The organism is Flaviaestuariibacter terrae, assembly GCF_054777635.1.
In genome coordinates, this window is sequence record NZ_BAAHAL010000008.1 from 150,705 (window position 1) to 167,008 (window position 16,304).

A 16,304-nucleotide genomic window follows, 5' to 3' on the forward strand; every position below is an offset into this window, starting at 1 on the left:
GACTTTCTAAAGAAAATGCTTTCGTGCAAAAGCCCGTCCTGAACCACTTTTTAAATAATCTTCCAGTTCAAGGGCTTTGTATTGGTCGGGCAGCGCAATAACAGCAACAACCTCGAAGGGAAGCCGCGTACTGCTGTATTTCACCTCGCCGCGTCGATGACGTGCCATCCGGCTTTTGAAATCTTTCGTAAAGCCGACATAGTGCGTTCCATCTGCACATCGAAGTATATAAACGTAATACATCAGGCTACTAAGCTCGAGCCTGATCTGTTAATCACCATGGGGAAAACAACAGCGGATCATGGGATTTTTCTGCTCGGAAATGCGGACTCTGTCCGCCGTAGCCCGCAAAGAGCAGGATCTCAAAAAAAAGCCCGCCTTCGCACTTTCGTGCTTCGGCGGGCGGAGGCGGAGAGTGAGGGATTCGAACCCTCGATACCCTTTAGAGGTATACACACTTTCCAGGCGTGCTCCTTCAACCACTCGGACAACTCTCCGGTAAAGGACGGCAAATATAGGCCATTTGAACAGACGAACAAGGAACAAGGGATTCTGAATTTCAAAGGGAGAACGAAGCGGCAGCCCCGGGTTCCTTGTTCTTTCTTCCTTGTTCCCTGTTCCCCTGTTCCGTTCGTCAGAACGGCAGGTCCTCGCCCATGTCGCCCGGGGGAAAATCGGTATACGTGTCGCCGGTGGGAGCCGCCGGTGCGGCGCCGGCAGCAGCGGCGGGCTGTACGCGCCAGGCCTTTACGTCGGTGTACCAGCGGCCGTTGAACTCGCGGCTTTCCACGTCGAAATCAAAGTTGAGGAGGGCGCCGGGCTGCAGGATCGAGGCGTCGATCTTGTCGCCCCAAATGGAGATGCACACCTTCTTGGGATAGGTGCCTTCGGTCTCCACGATGATGTCCTGCTTCTTCCACTGTCCGTTCTTGCCGTTGCCCGTCTGCAGCGGCAACAGTTGTATGAGTTTGGCGGTTAATTGCATGCGCTAAAGTTAGGCGGCAAACTTAAGGCAACTTTCCGGTCTAACCGGGAGGAAACGGCTACAAATGGGAGAGAAAGGCTCAATAAGGTTTTGGCGGGTTTTGGAAGATTGTGGAAGGGAGATTGGCTTTCGCGACGCTAACCTTCCGAACCCTAAGAACCCCCAGAACCTTAAGAACCTGTTTACGTTGCTCCCAGCCAGATGCCAACGGCAAATACGACCCCGCCGCCAACGATCACCTGGCCGACGGTTTTCGCGAGGGGCGTATCCATGAACTTGTAGCGGATCCAGGCGATGACCAGCAGCTCGAGCACTACTACGAGGTAGGCGATGTGGAGAGCGACAGAAAGATCGCCCAGCAGGAAGGGCAGCGTGTGGAGCATTCCCCCCAGCATCGTGGCGCCGCCGGTGATGAGGCCCCGCGCTACCGGCGAGCCGCGGCCCGTTACCTTGCCGTCGTCGGAGAGTGCCTCGGCCAGCCCCATCGAAATGCCCGCGCCCAGCGAAGCGGCGAGCCCCACGTAAAACGCGCTCAGGGAATTGTGGGTGATCCCGGCCGTTGCAAACAGGGGCGCCAGCGTCGACACGGAGCCGTCCATGAGGCCCAGCAGTGCCGGCTGCACTTTCTGGATCACGAAACTGTGCCGCTCGGCGGAGTCCTGGGGCGAAGAAGCAGGTGCAACGGTTTCCATGCGGAGGCTTTTCCCATCAGGGTAAAAAAGTATACCAGAACTCCAGGACGTGGATAAAAAGTCTACCCTGCTAGTCCAACCGAAAAAGCGCGCGTGCATTGGCCGAGGTAATATCGGCAACTTCGGGGAGGCTCTTTCCGCTTACCCCGGCCAGCTTCTCCGCCACATGGCGCAGGTACGACGGCTCGTTGCGCTTGCCGCGGAAAGGCACCGGCGCCAGGTAGGGCGCGTCGGTTTCGAGCACGATGCGGTCGAGGCCGATCGCTGCCACAACACTGTCGAGCCCCGAATTCTTGAAGGTCAGCACGCCGCCGATACCCAGGTAAAAGCCCAGCCCGATCAACGCTTCGGCCTCTTCGAGGGTTCCGCCGAAACAGTGGAACACGCCCCGCAGCCCGGGGTACTGCCGCACGACCTCGATGGCTTCGGCCGTGGCGCTGCGCGAATGCACGGCGATGGGCAGGTCGTACTGCAAGGCCAGCCCGATCTGCTCGTGGAAGGCGCTGTACTGCTGTTCGGTGAAAGTTTTATCCCAGTAAAAGTCAAGACCGATCTCCCCGATGGCGCAAAAACGGCGCTCCGACAGGTAAGCCCGAACGAGCGCCAGCTCCTCCGCCCAATTAGCCCCCACCGAGCAGGGATGCAGTCCCATCATAGCGCGGCATTCGGGGTGGGCGGCCTCGAGCTCCAGCACGGCGGCGTGCGTCTCGCTGTCGATCGCGGGCAGCAAGATCGTGCCGACTGCCGCGGTGTGGGCGCGCTCCAGCAGCTCGGGCCAGCGCTCGCGAAATTCGGGGAGGTAAAGGTGGGCATGGGTGTCGATCAGGGTCATGGGGCAAAGCTGGGTAATTATTTTTTAAGATACCTTTAAACCTTTCCCGTAAGTGCGTCTCTTACTGGGGGACGGCCGCGCCGCAACGGGCCGGCCATTGCTTCCAGCCGCAATACTATCGCCATGATCAAAGGTTCGCTTACCAAATACCTGCTTCTTTTCGGACTGCCCGCCCTCTTCTTGGGCTGCAAAAAAGAGCACAGCCAGGACGAGCTCAGTTCGCAGGAAGAGCTCCAGATTGCGCTGGCCGCCGTGCGCGGTGATGCGCAGATGTCGTTTTCCCGCGAGGAAGTGTTCGACAATGTCCTCGGCGTCAACACCGAGTTCGGTATCGGCGGCACCGGTGTTTTCGGTCGCCTCCAGCGGCCCGACTCCCTTGCCTGCGTCACCGTGCTGATCCAGCGCCTCGGGCCGAACGCTTTCCCTGCCCGCGTCACGCTCGATTTCGGCGGCGGCTGCACCGGCCGCGACGGCCGCACGCGCTCCGGGAAGATCATCATCGACTACACGGCCCGGATTACCGAGCCGGGGGCCACTGCCACCACTACCTTCGATCACTACCAGCTCGATTCCTTCGCCATCAGCGGCACCCATATCGTGGAAAACACGACCCCGCCGGGCACCGGCCCCAACCACAACCGGGTGTTCCGCGTAACCATCAACAACGGGCGCATTGACAAGCCCTCGGGCAACTACATTCGCGCCAATAGCACCCGGGTGCTTACCCAGGTGGAAGGCGCCGCCACCCCGAACTTCCCCGCCGACGATGTATTCCTGATCAGCGGCGAGTCGCACGGAACCCTGCAGACCAACGATCTCGTCAGTAACTGGCAGTCGGTTATCGAGACTCCGCTCCGGAAGAGCTTCAACTGCCGCTGGATCCGGCAGGGCACCGTGCGCACGAACCGGGGCACTTCCCCTTCAAACCCGAGATGGGTAGCTCTGCTGGATTACGGCCAGGGGAATTGCGACAATGTTGCCAGTCTTACAGTAAATAATTCCACTTATCAAATTAGTTTGCCGTAAAGGTAAAAACCTATATTTTTGACCTAGTTTTCATAGGGTACGGATTAAAAACGGGCCAGGGTTTCAACCCCGGCCCTTTTTGTTGCCTGAAGGCCAAATGAAGAAAATGACATCCACGACCGGCGAAAAGACGGTGCAATTCGTTAGATGTTGCATCGATACCGCGGGACCAATCAAATTATCTGACAGTTAATCCGCGCATGTATAAAAAATCCGAAGCGAAAACTACGGCTTCGTCTTGCTGACTCCGACCCTTTCTTGTAACAGTAAGCACAGAATGCTACGTCGTTTCTAATGCTTTCATGAGATAGCCTTTTTCCCGGAAAAACCGTAGTACTACGGGAAGCGCCTCTTTGAGGTTGGGCCAGGCTTTTTCGCTGTCGTGAAAAACGATGATGGAGCCGGGCCTGCTGTTCCGCAGCACGTTGGCGCTGCAGGCGGCGGCGCTGGTTTCGCGGTCGAAGTCGGCGCTGAGCACATCCCACATGATCACCCGCGGGTTGGGTACGCCGAGTGCCGCAGCGAGGCCGCGTGCCTGCCGGGCACGGATGCGTCCGTAGGGCGGGCGGAACAGCGGCGAGGAAATGCGCTTCGCCGCGAGGCGGATGTTGGCGAGGTATTCGGCCGTGCCGGTTTTCCATCCGTTGAGATGATTCTCGGTGTGATTGCCGACGCTGTGTCCTTCCGTAATTATACGGGAGAAGATCTCGGGATGGAGCGCCACGTTCTTGCCGATACAGAAGAAGGTGGCCTTCGCCCCATGGGCTGCCAGCTGGTCGAGCACCCAGGGCGTGATGGTCTCGTGCGGGCCGTCGTCGAACGTGAGGTACACCGCGCCCCCGGATGCCGGCGCATCCCACGTATACCTGGGGAAGAGGCGCTTGATGAGCCAGGGGATTCTGATGAAGAAGCGGTGCATGGAGCGAAGATAGGTTTTGAAGGTTTTGAGGGTTCTGCTGGTTTTGAGGTTGTTATTGTCCGTTGTGCTTGACGATTCACGATTGACGATTCACGATATTTGCCGCATGCCGAAAAGAGTTCGCGTTCGCTTTGCACCCAGCCCCACGGGTGGTCTCCACCTGGGCGGCGTGCGCACCGTTTTATACAACTACCTGTTTGCCCGCCAGCACGGCGGCGAGTTCGTGCTGCGTATCGAAGACACTGACCAGAGCCGCTATGTGCCCGGTGCCGAGGAATATATTTATGAAACGCTGGCCTGGTGCGGCCTTGAGCCCGACGAGAGCCCGCTGAAGGGCGGCCCGTTCGGCCCCTACCGCCAGAGCGAGCGCAAGGAGCTGTACCGCGCCTATGCCGAGCGCCTTGTGTCGGAAGGACATGCCTATTACGCCTTCGACACGCCGGAGGACCTCGACGCGATGCGCGCACGTCTCAAGACCGACAGCAATCCGACGCCGCAATACGACCGCCACGTCCGCGGGCAGATGCGCAACTCGCTCACGCTGCCGCAGGACGAAGTGACGGCACTGCTGGACGCCGGAACGCCGCACGTGGTGCGCATCCGCATGCCCGAAGGCGAAACGCTGACGTTCACCGATATGATCCGTGGCGAAGTCAGCTTCGACAGCTCCACGGTCGACGATAAGGTGCTGCTGAAAGCCGACGGCATGCCGACCTATCACCTCGCGGTAGTGGTCGACGATCACCTCATGGAGATCACCCACGCCTTCCGCGGCGAGGAGTGGCTTCCTTCGGCGCCGGTGCACGTGCTGCTGTGGCGCTGGCTCTTCGGCGAAGCGGCGATGCCGCAGTGGGCGCACCTGCCACTGATCCTGGGACCAAGCGGCAAGCTCTCCAAGCGCGATGGCGCGAAGTACGGCTTCCCCGTTTTCGCTGCCAGCTGGACCGACCCCAAAACAAGCGAACGCACCGAAGGATTCCGCGAGCGCGGATTTCTCCCCGAAGCATTCAATAACCTGCTGGCGCTGCTTGGCTGGAACGACGGCACGGAGCAGGAGTTGTTCTCGCTCTCCGAGCTGGTGGAGCGGTTCCGGATGGAAAAAGTACACAAAGGCGGCGCGCACTTCAACTTTGAGAAGGCGCAGTGGTTCAACCACGAGTGGATCAAGCGCAGCAGCGCCGATCGCCTCCTTCCCGATGTACAGCGCGTGCTCAGCGCCCAGGGGATCAGCGCCGATGACTCCCGCGTCGCGCAAGTGATCGATCTGGTCAAGGAGCGCTGCACCTTCCTCACCGACTTTGTGCAGCAGGCAGGCTTCTTCTTCCGCTCCCCAACCGAGTGGGATACGGCAGCCTTCGCCGCCAAGTGGACCCCGGAAAAGCAGGCTTTCTTCGAGCAATACGCCGACCGTATTTCTACTGCCACCGATGCCGCCTCTTTCGAAAGCACCTTCAAGCAGGGTGCCGAAGAAGCAGGGATCAAGCCGGGCGAGCTCCAGCTGCCCCTGCGGATCATGCTCGTAGGCGGTAAGTTCGGCCCGCCGGTATTTGCGATCGCGGAAGTGCTCGGCGCGGAAGAGACGGCCGCCCGTATCCGGAGCGTGCTGCCGACACTGGGATAGGCCCAGGATATAAATGGACTACACGAAATTGGGGGCTCGCATTGCGGGCCCTCTTTCATTGCGGGCGACGCAAACGCCTGTGCTACGCAGGGAGCCCCGGTTTTTCCGCGTCCTACTCCCCGAATGCCGCTTTCATTCGGCGCAGTCCCCTTTCGGCGAGCGGGAACGCTGCTGTATCAGCGTTCTCAAAAAACAGGATCTGCGTGCCGTACTGCCGCGAGAGCGGGTTGGTACAGGAGTCGATGCGGCGGACTGTTTGAAAATGATCGAACACCTCGTCGCCGGGGCGCGGGGCGCTTTCGCCCACGAACAGCAGGTGCCGGTAGCGAAGGCGGTCGGGGATCCAGAGCAGGAAGCTGCCGTTGTCGCAGATGACGCGGCGGGAGAAAGTGGAATCGTGCGCGAAGTACAGCAGGCTCCCGGCATAGCCATAGTTGCGCGCATACACAACGGTACTGTCGCGCATTGATGCAGGCAGTGCATCAAAATAGTTGTTTGTTTTCCGGGCGACCTCTTCCCAGCCGATCATATCGGCATAGTCTTGCTGCAGGAGATGGCTCTTTTGATCTTCCCATTTCAGCACGCCCTTGTCGGCTAGTTCCCAGCGCTTATTGAATTGCGCCATTGCCGCGGGCGGCTGCACGGGGAGCAGCAGGAACGGCATCGGGAAGCCGGCCACGATCATTAGCAGCGGGAGCGCGGCCCGTAGAACTACGGGACGAACAACACGCTCCAGCCAGGCCGCGCCGGCCGCCAGCAGCAGGGGGTAGATGCCCACAGAGTAATAACCCTTCGCCGAGCCAAGGAGCAACAGCAGGATCACGCCGATATAAAGCACGCCGAGCACCCGGAAGCGCTCGTCGCGCAGCAGGGCATAGAGGCCGCCGAAGAGAAGCAGCACACCCGGGACAAACATTTTCAATTGCTCCGAAAGGAAACCCGTCTTGCTCAGGTATTTCAACTGTGTTTGGCGAAGCTCCGACATGTGTTGCGCCAGCGGCCAGTGGTGCTGCCATTGCCAGAGTATGTTGGGAAGAACCAGCACGGCGCCCAGGCTGGCTGCGAGCCAGAAATCGCGTTGCAGCAGGAGTCGGCGCTGCTTCGTGAGCAGCAGTGCACCGAAAAGGGCCACGATAAAAAACAGCACCGAGTATTTGCTCCACCAGCTCAGCGCCAGCAGCAGCGCGAGCCCGTACAGATCGCGACGTTGCCCGCTGAGCAGGTACTGCTGCAGGCAACAGCAGGCAGCCGTCCAGAAAAAGATCTCGAGAATGGTGGGCTGAAAAAGAATGTGGATGCGGAGGTATACCGACAGCAGGTAGGCGATACCTGCCAGCCCGATCGCGTACAGGCCACCGCCGAATCCTTTTACCAGCCGGAAGAGCAGCACCAGCGTTGCCGCGCCAAGGAGCGCGGGCCACATCCGGATAACCAGCAGCGAGCCGCCAAGCGCGCGGCTGATGGCTGCCAGGATGCCGAGCAGCGGCGGGTTTTCGAGAAAGCCCCAATCGAGGTGGCGGCCCTGCTCGTAATACAGGTATTCATCGCGGTGCAGGCCGAAGGCGCCATCCGACAGCAGAAAAGGCAACAGGAGCTTGAGCCCGATGAATAAGCCGGCGAGCACTTTTTCGTTGCGGTTCATGGGCGGAAGATACCGCAGCAGTAACAAACCCCTTGCCCACACCTTCACCCCATTACCCATTACCACATTACCACATCACCACATTATCCCATTACATTTGCCCCATGGATACGCTCAATCGTCCCATTCGCGTGCTGGTGGCCAAGGTAGGCCTCGACGGCCACGACCGCGGCGCCAAGGTGATCGCCACGGCGTTGCGCGATGCCGGCATGGAAGTCATTTACACGGGCCTGCGGCAGACACCCGAAATGGTCGTGGCCGCCGCGCTGCAGGAAGACGTCGATGCCATCGGCATCTCCATTCTCTCCGGTGCGCATATGACCGTGTTTCCCAAGGTCAGGGCGCTGATGCAGGAAAAGGGGCTCAACGACGTGCTGCTCACCGGCGGCGGCATCATCCCCGACGAAGACATGCAGACCCTGCAGCAGCAAGGCGTGGGCAAGCTCTTTGCACCCGGCACCTCCACCGCCGATATCGCGGGCTACATCAGCAGCTGGGTGAAGGAGCACCGGGCGTTTTAGAAGTTTGGTGTTTGGAGTTGCCGCACTGCAACAACCTCCTGAACCTTCTAAACCTGCTGAACCCTCTGAGCCCAACCCTTCAAAACCTTCCAAAACCTTCCAAAACCATTTCCCAAAACTTTCCCCCATGTATCAAACGCTCCTGACCGACCTCGATAACGGCATCCTTACCGTCAGCATCAACCGACCCGAAAAACTCAATGCGCTGAACCGCGATGTGATCGCAGAACTGGGCGCCGTGCTTACCGAGATCGAATCGAACGATGCGATCAGGTCGGTCATCATCACCGGGTCGGGGCCGAAAAGCTTCGTGGCCGGGGCCGATATCAGCGAGTTCGTGGGCCTGTCAAAGGAAGAAGGCGAATCGCTGGCGCGCCGCGGGCAGGATACCGTTTTCAACCGCATCGAGCGCTCGGCGAAGCCGATCGTTGCGGCCGTTAACGGCTTTGCGCTGGGAGGCGGTTGTGAGCTGGCGATGAGCTGCCACTTCCGTATTGCTTCTGACACGGCAAAGTTCGGCCAGCCCGAAGTCAACCTCGGGCTCATCCCGGGCTACGGTGGTACGCAGCGTTTGGTACAGCTCGTTGGCAAAGGCCGCGCGCTCGAACTGCTGCTCACGGGTAATATGATCGATGCCGCCACGGCGCAGCAATGGGGACTGGTGAACCAGGTAACGACCGCCGACGACCTGCTGCCTAAAACCCGCAAGCTCCTCGAAACGATCAACAGCAAGGCTCCGCTCGCAGTCGCACATTGCATCAAGGCGGCCAACGCGGTGTACGATGAATCGCAGAACGGTTATGACGTAGAGATCGAGTCTTTCGGTGCATGCTTCGCAACAGAAGACATGCGCGAGGGCACGTCGGCATTCCTTGAAAAACGTAAAGCGCAATTTACCGGCAAGTAATCGGTATCAATTTCACACACGAAAGCGCCCGGACCTTACGGGCGCTTTTCTATTTCTGTCTCTTCGGAGTTTCAAAGGGTTTGGCGCATTAATAGTAGTACCTGAAAATCCTGCTCCTTTGCCGGAAATCCTACTTTCGTAGCCCAAAACTGAACCGCGCTATGAGAAAATTCCGACTCCTGGTAGCCCTCCTCGCCCTATCGTTTACTGCCCCAGCACAGGTAAAAGCGAAAATAGACTCCCTACAACGCGCTTTGGATCTGAGTAACGACCGGAAATCCGAATTCAGTATACGGACCACCCTGTTAGGTTTCCTCGTGACAGAAGGGTACCTGGATCGCGCGCGGCAACAGGTGGACACCATCCTGATCGAAGCGGTAAGATCGGGTAATGACAGCCTGAAATTGGTTTCCTACACTAGCGCCGCGCTTTACCTGGACTATCGCACCGATTCCCGGCAGGAAATGGAGTATCTGCTCAAGGCACTACGAATTGCGGAGGCGAAATTTCCAACGTGGATCAACAATCTTGAACTAGGCCTGGCTTCTATGTACATTGACCTGAAGAATTACGGAGAATCCCTGCGGTACCTGCGGCGGGTGCGTTCCAGGATCACCACTAATGGCCCGGCCTATACAATGGTACAATATTTCACAGCCATAAACTACCAGTACCTGCACCAGCTGGATTCCGCACGTTACTATGCCCAGCCCTGCTTCGACGTAATGCAGAAACAGGGGAATCCTATGGCGAAGATCATGGCGACCATCATTGCGCAGGCGTATGCAGAGGAGGGCAACGACATCCTGGCGGAAAGCTATTTCCGGAACAGTATCGATAGTACCGGCAAGAGCCGAAGCTTCACCGATGCCATGACCGCGAAATCTTACAGTGAGTATCTCTTTAGAAAAGGACAAGTGGCGGAGGCACGCCGGATGGCGTTGCAGGGGCTGCAGATCGCCCGGGAGAGCCAGGCCAAGCTTCCCTTACTGGAGAACGTAGCGCAGCTCCAGAAAATTTACAGCAGCCTGCATCGCTACGACAGCGCCTTTCATTACGCTACGCTGCAGTTAGCTTACCAGGACTCCTTGTTTAACAGCGATAAATTGAATGCGATAAAGGATATGGCGCTCAACGAAACGCTCCGCGAGCAGGAAGAGGCAGTTAAGCGTGCCGAAGCCGAAGAAGAGCGGCAGCACAACCTGCAATACGCCGCCATTGCGCTTGCATTGGTAACGATCATCGCCGGTTTCCTGGCGTTCAGTCATACTGCTGTTGCCAATGAAAAAGCCATTCGCTTCCTGGGCGTTGTTTCGCTGCTGATCCTGTTCGAGTTTCTCAATCTCCTGCTCCACCCGTACATCGGATCGGCCTCCCACCACTCGCCCGTATGGATGTTGCTGATTATGGTGGGCCTGGCGGCTATACTCGTTCCCCTGCACCACAAAGTAGAGCACTGGCTGACGCACAAGCTTGTGGCCAAGAACAACCGCATCCGACTGGCCCGCGCCCGGCGGACGATACGGGAATTGGAAGAAAAAGGCTCGCCTGTTTCGGAACAAGGGACTGCTTAGGGAAAGATCCGCGCCACCCGCACAAAGCGTCCCTTGTAATAATCGTTGAGCGGGGTGATCGTCACTCCCATGGCCTTGCCCGAGGAAGAGTGGATGAAGCGAAGCCCTGTTTTGCTGCGATCGATAACGATACCCATATGCCCCACCTCGCGCTCGAGCGGGTTGGTGCCGGTAAACAGGATCAGATCGCCGGGCCGCGCCTGCAGCGTGTCGACCGTTTGGCCCACGCGCGTAAAGTCGACCGAGGAGCGGGGCACGCTGATGTGAAAGTGGTTGAACACGTAGGTGATAAATCCCGAGCAATCGAAGCCGACGCTTGGGTTGGTGCTGCCGTATACATAGCGTGTGCCGATCAACGTTTGCGCGAAGGCCAGCAGCTCCTCGGGCCGCACGCCTTTTGTTTGGATCGTTGCCCCGGCCGGCAGCGCCGTAAGGTCGATGTTCGTGTCCGCCGCAGCATGGGGCGGTGTCGCCGCCAGTGTTGTGTCCACGGAGCGGGTACCATCCGCCGGCATGCTGTCGCGGAAGGCCGCAGCCGAATCGGTGCGGAGCAACGTATCGGCCTCGATCCCCTCGCTATAACGGGGATCGAAGGCGGGCCCGCCGCAGGCGGCGAGCAACAGGGCGATACTGAGAACCGGGATACGCATACCGACACCGGTGCAAAAACAGCACCAAAGGACACAAAAAAGACCCGCCTCGGCGGGTCTTCGTGGTAATGCGTTGTAGCTTACTGCAGTGCGAGAATGCCGACCATGTCTTTGGCGGCGGAAAAGATGCCGCCGATCCGCTGCGCATAGAGGCCGATGCTGCCGTCGTTGAGGCGACGGCTTACGCGTACGCAGGTCGTCAGCTTCATGTCGCGGTGGTCGTACACCTGGCTGCGCGTGAGGGCGCCATCCTGGTCGATAGTGGCCATGGCGAGGATGCTCTTGGTGAAGCGCACCATATCGTCGGGGCGCTTTTCGAGCGGGCGTTCCACGTTGTCGCGGTCGTCGTTGTAAAAGATGAACAGCTTGTTATTGGCAGTAAGCGCCTTGAAGGAGCTGTACAGCGAGGTGTTGCGCGTGTTCTGCAGTTTGGGCAGCCGCACGAAGCGGGTGTCGCGTCCCTGCTTTACGTTGACGTCCACAACATCGCCATAGGTATAATCGTAGTAGGTCGTTGTGCGGCCGCGCGAATCGGTGTAGGTCACGATCGTCAGCTTGTAATATTCCAGCAGGTAGTCAACGCTTCCGTCCTGGCGTGTCAGCACGTCGGCGAGGCTGAAGTAGGAGCTCAGGCCCGGGTCTTTCTCGCGGTCGCTACCCTGCTTGTCTTTCTTGATCAGCGTCACCATCTCGTCGGGGAAGGCCTCCATCTTCACGAGCTCGGCGCCGCCGCCGGATGCATTGAGCTTCGTGATGAAGTACCCGTTCACATAGCCGTCGTATTTGTTCTTATAGAGGCCGAACATCGTCAGGCTGTTGTTCTTGTCGGCGGTGAGCTGCATGTCGTGCACGAACTTGCCCTGCAGGTCGAGCACGTACTCGCGCGGCGTTGCGGCTCCCTTTGCATACAACAGGAACTTGGTCTTGTAGGCGGGCACGTTGGCGCCGTCCTCGCGCACCTTCTCGCGCTTTACTTCCTTGTCGTAGTGCTTCAGCAGCACGCCTACGTCGCCGTTGCTCGTCACGATATAATCCAGCACGTCGGTGAACTTGTCCTTGTAAGGCAGCTCCACTGTGTTGTCCCACAGCTTCGTGAGGTTGTTGTCGTACACGGCCATGTAATATTTCTCGTTGTCCTTTTTCGAATACGGCGAAAGTCCGAACATGAGAAGCTTCGACGAGTCGAGCGAGAGCTCGTAGTGGGCTTCCGACTGGCGCCGCCGGTCGATGGCCGACATCACGCCGAGGTTGACTGGACTGCCGGCCGGCAGCAGCGTTTTTGCATCGATCTTCTGCGCATAGAAGCTGGTGGCCTTCTCGCTCCGGTCGTAACGGTTGGTGAACATGAACAGGTTCGATCCTACGCTCAGCAGGTTATCGAACGACATATTGTCTTCGTCGGCGGCAAAGCTGCGCACGCCCTGCTCCTCCAGCCGGTCGCTGTAGCGGCTTAGAATGGGCGTCGACGTAGGCCGCCTGAACATCCCGCCGTGGTCTTCGAAGCAAAGCTTCACCATCTCGGCGCCGGATCCTTTCACCAGCGAGCCGTATCGCAGCTCTGTCTTACTCTCTTCGCTCCAGCGTACATTCACCCGCTGGGCCTCCACTTGTCCTGCAACGATCAGCGCTGCCACTACCATGTATTTTCTCATAGCAATTATTTTGGCTTAGACCACAAATAAAATACATTCGCGGCAATCAGAATTATTATGAAGCCTCACAAAACCAACCAACTGCGCCTTCTACTCATACTGCTCCTCGCAGCCACATCGTTGCAACCCGTGCTGGCACAATCACGCAGGCAAGCCCGCGACAGTACCGTTACGATCATTTTCGGCGAGCAGAAATCCGGTTCGACATCGTCCAAAAAGAAGGGAAGCACCCAGAACAACATCGTCAAGATCGCCCCCCTGGGCTTTATCAGCGGCCAGTTCCCGCTGCTCTATGAGCGCCGGATCAGCGGTATGCTGACCGTGCAGGTCGGCGGCGGACTCACGCACCGCAACTACATCCGCAATACCTTTATCAACGTGCTGCACGATGAAGATGCCCCGCTGATCAAGCAATACCCCTGGAGCGCCAACTCGGGCGACTACGACCTCGCGCCGGAACCGTATAACTTCGATGTACGCAAGCCGAAAATGGGGTATATGTACCGCCTCGAGCCGCGGCTGTATTTCGGTGGCGACGCGCCGGAGGAGAGCTACCTGGGCTTCCAGTATAACTACGCCCGCTACAACTTCAGCATACCCGGCTACGTGGCCGCCAGCAATGATTTCAGCGGCGCCGAAAAGAACGAGTACGAGACGCTCACCGATTTCATGGTGCATTTCGGTCACCAGTGGCTCTACGACCGCCTGTCGATGGAGTGGTCATCGGCCATCGGGCTGCGCCAGATCAGGGGCAGCAAGTACGTGGTGAGCAACCACGGCACCGAGGGCTTCGCGAGCTACGACAAAAGCCTGATCAACTTCGGCCTCGGCTTTACCGTAGGCTACCATTTCTGATCCCCCGCAACCCGGAAAATACAATGGCCGCACTCTTCGCTCCCTGCCAGCGGAAAGAGGCGGCCTTTTTCGTACCGCAACGGGAATGCGGTACTTTTGCCCCCGAAAATCAAACGCCATGAACTTTCGTATTGAAAAAGATACCATGGGCGAAGTGCAGGTTCCTGCCGACGCTCTCTATGGTGCCCAGACGCAGCGCAGCATCGACAACTTCCGCATCGCCCAGGACATCAACCGGATGCCGAAAGAGATCATCCGCGCCTTTGCCTACCTGAAGAAAGCCGCCGCCATCACCAACTTCGAAGCCGGCGTGCTGCCGAAGGAGAAGATGGAGCTCATCGGCCGCGCCTGCGACGAGATCCTCGAAGGCAAGCTCGACGACGCCTTTCCGCTGGTGGTGTGGCAAACCGGCTCGGGCACCCAAAGCAATATGAACGTCAATGAAGTGGTGGCCTACCGCGCGCATGTGCTCTCCGGCGGCGCTCTTACCGATAAAGACAAGGTGCTTCATCCCAACGACGACGTCAACAAATCGCAGTCGTCGAACGACACCTTCCCCACCGCCATGCACATCGCCGCTTACAAGATGCTCGTGGAGACGACCATCCCTGCTGTGGAGCTGCTGCGCAATACGCTTGCGGAAAAAAGCAAGGCCTTCATGAACGTGGTCAAGATCGGCCGCACGCACTTCATGGATGCCACGCCGCTGACGCTGGGCCAGGAGTTCTCCGGCTACGTGTCGCAGCTCGATCACGGCCTCCGCGCGCTGCGCAATACACTGCCGCACCTCGCCGAGCTGGCGCTGGGTGGCACCGCCGTCGGTACCGGCATCAACACACCCGAGGGCTATTCCGAAAATGTGGCGAAGCATATCGCGACGCTCACCGGGCTTCCCTTTGTAACGGCAGAAAATAAATTCGAGGCGCTTGCCGCGCACGACGCCATCGTGGAAAGCCACGGCGCGCTCAAGACGGTTGCCGTATCGCTGATGAAGATCGCCAACGACATCCGCATGCTGTCCTCGGGCCCGCGCTCGGGTATCGGCGAGATCCTGATCCCCGACAATGAGCCCGGCTCCTCGATCATGCCCGGCAAGGTGAATCCCACGCAGGTGGAAGCCCTCACCATGATCGCCGCGCAGGTGCTTGGCAACGACGTCGCCATCAACGTCGGCGGCTCGATGGGTCACTTCGAGCTCAACGTGTTCAAGCCAATGATGATCTACAACTTCCTCCACAGCGCGCGCCTGATCGGCGAAGGCTGCGTGAGCTTCACCAACAAGTGCGCCGCCGGTATCGAGCCCATCGAGGCCAACATCCACAAGCACGTAAGCAACTCGCTGATGCTGGTGACGGCGCTCAACACGAAGATTGGTTACTACAAGGCTGCCGAGATCGCGCAGAAGGCGCACAAGGAAGGCACCACGCTGAAAGAAATGGCCGTGAAGCTTGGTTATGTTACCCCCGAAGAGTTTGACCAGTGGGTGGATCCGAGCAAAATGGTTGGCAACCTTGGATAGGGCGCGCAGATCACACGGATAACGCAGATAATAACAAAAGCCTCGCAGTGCGAGGCTTTTGTTTTTATTCGGGTAAGCGTTCATGAATCGGGTCGGCGCTTGCGGGTATATCCTTTACTCTATCCGCGTTACCGGCGTTATCTGCGTGTTGCTTGTGCAGGAAGCGCTTCTGGAAAACGATCAGCGAAATCACACCCACGGAGATCGCCGCATCGGCGACGTTGAAGATGGGGCTGAAAAAGGTAAAGCTCTCACCGCCCACGAAAGGCACCCAGGAGGGCCAGGTTCCGTTTTCGATGAAGGGGAAATAAAGCATGTCCACTACCCGGCCGTGGAGAAAGCCGGCGTAGCCGCCCCCGGGAGGGAAGGCCTTCGCTACGGTAAAGTAGTCGGAGGGAGAGAACAGGAGGCCGTAGAACATCGAGTCGAGCAGGTTGCCCAGCGCGCCCGCGTAGATCAGGGCCGCGCAAACGATAAAGCCACGGGTATAGCGCTCGCGGACGATCCGCACGATGTACCAGGTACCGAAGATCACGGCCACAAGGCGAAACAGCGTCAGCGTCATTTTGCCCCAGGAACCGCCGAACTTCCAGCCCCAGGCCATGCCTTCGTTCTCGATAAAATACAGGCGTGCCCACGACATGCCGCCCAGCTTGGCGACCTCGCCAAAGGGATAATGGGTCTTGATCCAGATCTTCAGGACCTGGTCAACCAGGATGACCGCGAGGATAATAAGAAAGGGAGTTCTGAGTTTCACGTAGCGGATTTAGTCCCCGCGCAGCGGGGTTGTCAAGGGGCCAAAGATAGGACAGCAAGGCACTCGCCGCCAGCCGCCTTTGTAATAGAAATGAAAAAACGCGGCACCGGGGCGGCTTGTTAAAGTTGTTGTAACGACGCCACGCTCCCGCC

The 16,304-nt window shown here is 58.6% G+C and carries 16 protein-coding genes and 1 tRNA gene; 7 read left to right on the forward strand and 10 right to left on the reverse strand.

All coding sequences use genetic code 11. From position 1 onward, the window contains the following. Window positions 1-6: 6 nt before the first annotated feature. From ACYU7Z_RS08615 to ACYU7Z_RS08635, 5 genes are all read right to left on the reverse strand, one after another. On the reverse strand, window positions 7-243 hold the full coding sequence (locus ACYU7Z_RS08615; protein ID WP_460569427.1) for a GIY-YIG nuclease family protein: 237 nt from the start codon (window positions 241-243) through the stop codon (window positions 7-9). A gap of 166 nt (window positions 244-409) precedes the next feature. Then, window positions 410-497 (reverse strand) — tRNA-Ser (locus tag ACYU7Z_RS08620). A gap of 137 nt (window positions 498-634) precedes the next feature. Continuing rightward, on the reverse strand, window positions 635-985 hold the full coding sequence (locus ACYU7Z_RS08625; RefSeq protein ID WP_460569429.1) for a DUF3127 domain-containing protein: 351 nt from the start codon (window positions 983-985) through the stop codon (window positions 635-637). Window positions 986-1,167: 182 nt separating this feature from the next. After that, the gene (locus ACYU7Z_RS08630) at window positions 1,168-1,677 is read right to left on the reverse strand and encodes a VIT1/CCC1 transporter family protein (RefSeq protein ID WP_460569431.1); all 510 of its coding nucleotides are present in this window, start codon (window positions 1,675-1,677) and stop codon (window positions 1,168-1,170) included. Between the two features lie 70 nt (window positions 1,678-1,747). Next, window positions 1,748-2,509: a TatD family hydrolase gene (locus ACYU7Z_RS08635; protein WP_460569433.1), complete on the reverse strand. Its 762-nt coding sequence runs from the start codon at window positions 2,507-2,509 to the stop codon at window positions 1,748-1,750. A 123-nt stretch (window positions 2,510-2,632) separates the two neighbouring features. Here ACYU7Z_RS08635 and ACYU7Z_RS08640 point away from each other — a divergent pair, with 123 nt between their 5' ends. After that, window positions 2,633-3,535, forward strand: a complete 903-nt coding sequence (locus tag ACYU7Z_RS08640; RefSeq protein ID WP_460569435.1) for a hypothetical protein — start codon at window positions 2,633-2,635, stop codon at window positions 3,533-3,535. 280 nt (window positions 3,536-3,815) lie between these two features. Here the strand turns inward: ACYU7Z_RS08640 and ACYU7Z_RS08645 are convergent, their stop codons facing one another. Continuing rightward, complete coding sequence (locus tag ACYU7Z_RS08645; RefSeq protein ID WP_460569437.1) at window positions 3,816-4,454, reverse strand: polysaccharide deacetylase family protein; 639 nt, start codon at window positions 4,452-4,454, stop codon at window positions 3,816-3,818. 106 nt (window positions 4,455-4,560) lie between these two features. Between ACYU7Z_RS08645 and gltX the strand changes: the two genes are divergently transcribed. After that, the gene (gene gltX, locus ACYU7Z_RS08650; RefSeq protein ID WP_460569439.1) at window positions 4,561-6,075 is read left to right on the forward strand and encodes a glutamate--tRNA ligase; all 1,515 of its coding nucleotides are present in this window, start codon (window positions 4,561-4,563) and stop codon (window positions 6,073-6,075) included. A 112-nt stretch (window positions 6,076-6,187) separates the two neighbouring features. Here gltX and ACYU7Z_RS08655 read toward each other — a convergent pair whose 3' ends face one another. Next, on the reverse strand, window positions 6,188-7,717 hold the full coding sequence (locus ACYU7Z_RS08655) for a glycosyltransferase family protein (RefSeq protein ID WP_460569441.1): 1,530 nt from the start codon (window positions 7,715-7,717) through the stop codon (window positions 6,188-6,190). Window positions 7,718-7,821: 104 nt separating this feature from the next. Here ACYU7Z_RS08655 and ACYU7Z_RS08660 point away from each other — a divergent pair, with 104 nt between their 5' ends. From ACYU7Z_RS08660 to ACYU7Z_RS08670, 3 genes are all read left to right on the forward strand, one after another. Beyond that, window positions 7,822-8,238 carry a cobalamin B12-binding domain-containing protein gene (locus ACYU7Z_RS08660; protein WP_460569443.1) on the forward strand — a complete coding sequence of 139 codons (417 nt, stop codon included), beginning with the start codon at window positions 7,822-7,824 and terminating at the stop codon, window positions 8,236-8,238. A 127-nt stretch (window positions 8,239-8,365) separates the two neighbouring features. Beyond that, window positions 8,366-9,145, forward strand: a complete 780-nt coding sequence (locus tag ACYU7Z_RS08665; protein WP_460569445.1) for an enoyl-CoA hydratase/isomerase family protein — start codon at window positions 8,366-8,368, stop codon at window positions 9,143-9,145. Window positions 9,146-9,306: 161 nt separating this feature from the next. After that, window positions 9,307-10,719 carry a hypothetical protein gene (locus ACYU7Z_RS08670; RefSeq protein ID WP_460569447.1) on the forward strand — a complete coding sequence of 471 codons (1,413 nt, stop codon included), beginning with the start codon at window positions 9,307-9,309 and terminating at the stop codon, window positions 10,717-10,719. Here the strand turns inward: ACYU7Z_RS08670 and ACYU7Z_RS08675 are convergent. Together ACYU7Z_RS08675 and ACYU7Z_RS08680 are read right to left on the reverse strand one after the other, a co-directional pair. Beyond that, the gene (locus ACYU7Z_RS08675) at window positions 10,716-11,369 is read right to left on the reverse strand and encodes a C40 family peptidase (RefSeq protein ID WP_460569449.1); all 654 of its coding nucleotides are present in this window, start codon (window positions 11,367-11,369) and stop codon (window positions 10,716-10,718) included. The two genes, ACYU7Z_RS08670 and ACYU7Z_RS08675, sit on opposite strands and share 4 nt — an antisense overlap. Before the next feature lie 80 nt (window positions 11,370-11,449). Next, window positions 11,450-13,021 (reverse strand): hypothetical protein, encoded by a 1,572-nt coding sequence (locus ACYU7Z_RS08680; RefSeq protein ID WP_460569451.1) that lies wholly within the window; start codon window positions 13,019-13,021, stop codon window positions 11,450-11,452. A gap of 57 nt (window positions 13,022-13,078) precedes the next feature. On the opposite strand from ACYU7Z_RS08680, the gene ACYU7Z_RS08685 reads away from it, so the two are divergent. After that, entirely contained in the window at window positions 13,079-13,876 is a 798-nt protein-coding gene (locus tag ACYU7Z_RS08685) for a DUF3575 domain-containing protein (protein WP_460569453.1), read from the forward strand. Between the two features lie 118 nt (window positions 13,877-13,994). After that, window positions 13,995-15,395 carry a class II fumarate hydratase gene (gene fumC / locus ACYU7Z_RS08690; protein WP_460569455.1) on the forward strand — a complete coding sequence of 467 codons (1,401 nt, stop codon included), beginning with the start codon at window positions 13,995-13,997 and terminating at the stop codon, window positions 15,393-15,395. 64 nt (window positions 15,396-15,459) lie between these two features. Here fumC and ACYU7Z_RS08695 read toward each other — a convergent pair whose 3' ends face one another. Next, window positions 15,460-16,152 (reverse strand): lipoprotein signal peptidase, encoded by a 693-nt coding sequence (locus tag ACYU7Z_RS08695; RefSeq protein WP_460569457.1) that lies wholly within the window; start codon window positions 16,150-16,152, stop codon window positions 15,460-15,462. Window positions 16,153-16,304: the final 152 nt, after the last annotated feature.

What these genes read in the sequence shown, in the direction of transcription:
- ACYU7Z_RS08625 (WP_460569429.1), bottom strand. Translation starts at nt 985, where the DNA reads ATGCAATTAACCGCCAAACTCATACAACTGTTGCCGCTGCAGACGGGC.
- ACYU7Z_RS08660 (WP_460569443.1), top strand. Translation starts at nt 7,822, where the DNA reads ATGGATACGCTCAATCGTCCCATTCGCGTGCTGGTGGCCAAGGTAGGC.
- ACYU7Z_RS08630 (WP_460569431.1), bottom strand. Translation starts at nt 1,677, where the DNA reads ATGGAAACCGTTGCACCTGCTTCTTCGCCCCAGGACTCCGCCGAGCGG.
- ACYU7Z_RS08680 (WP_460569451.1), bottom strand. Translation starts at nt 13,021, where the DNA reads ATGAGAAAATACATGGTAGTGGCAGCGCTGATCGTTGCAGGACAAGTG.
- ACYU7Z_RS08655 (WP_460569441.1), bottom strand. Translation starts at nt 7,717, where the DNA reads ATGAACCGCAACGAAAAAGTGCTCGCCGGCTTATTCATCGGGCTCAAG.
- ACYU7Z_RS08675 (WP_460569449.1), bottom strand. Translation starts at nt 11,369, where the DNA reads ATGCGTATCCCGGTTCTCAGTATCGCCCTGTTGCTCGCCGCCTGCGGC.
- ACYU7Z_RS08645 (WP_460569437.1), bottom strand. Translation starts at nt 4,454, where the DNA reads ATGCACCGCTTCTTCATCAGAATCCCCTGGCTCATCAAGCGCCTCTTC.
- ACYU7Z_RS08685 (WP_460569453.1), top strand. Translation starts at nt 13,079, where the DNA reads ATGAAGCCTCACAAAACCAACCAACTGCGCCTTCTACTCATACTGCTC.
- ACYU7Z_RS08665 (WP_460569445.1), top strand. Translation starts at nt 8,366, where the DNA reads ATGTATCAAACGCTCCTGACCGACCTCGATAACGGCATCCTTACCGTC.
- gltX (WP_460569439.1), top strand. Translation starts at nt 4,561, where the DNA reads ATGCCGAAAAGAGTTCGCGTTCGCTTTGCACCCAGCCCCACGGGTGGT.
- ACYU7Z_RS08640 (WP_460569435.1), top strand. Translation starts at nt 2,633, where the DNA reads ATGATCAAAGGTTCGCTTACCAAATACCTGCTTCTTTTCGGACTGCCC.
- fumC (WP_460569455.1), top strand. Translation starts at nt 13,995, where the DNA reads ATGAACTTTCGTATTGAAAAAGATACCATGGGCGAAGTGCAGGTTCCT.
- ACYU7Z_RS08615 (WP_460569427.1), bottom strand. Translation starts at nt 243, where the DNA reads ATGTATTACGTTTATATACTTCGATGTGCAGATGGAACGCACTATGTC.
- ACYU7Z_RS08670 (WP_460569447.1), top strand. Translation starts at nt 9,307, where the DNA reads ATGAGAAAATTCCGACTCCTGGTAGCCCTCCTCGCCCTATCGTTTACT.
- ACYU7Z_RS08635 (WP_460569433.1), bottom strand. Translation starts at nt 2,509, where the DNA reads ATGACCCTGATCGACACCCATGCCCACCTTTACCTCCCCGAATTTCGC.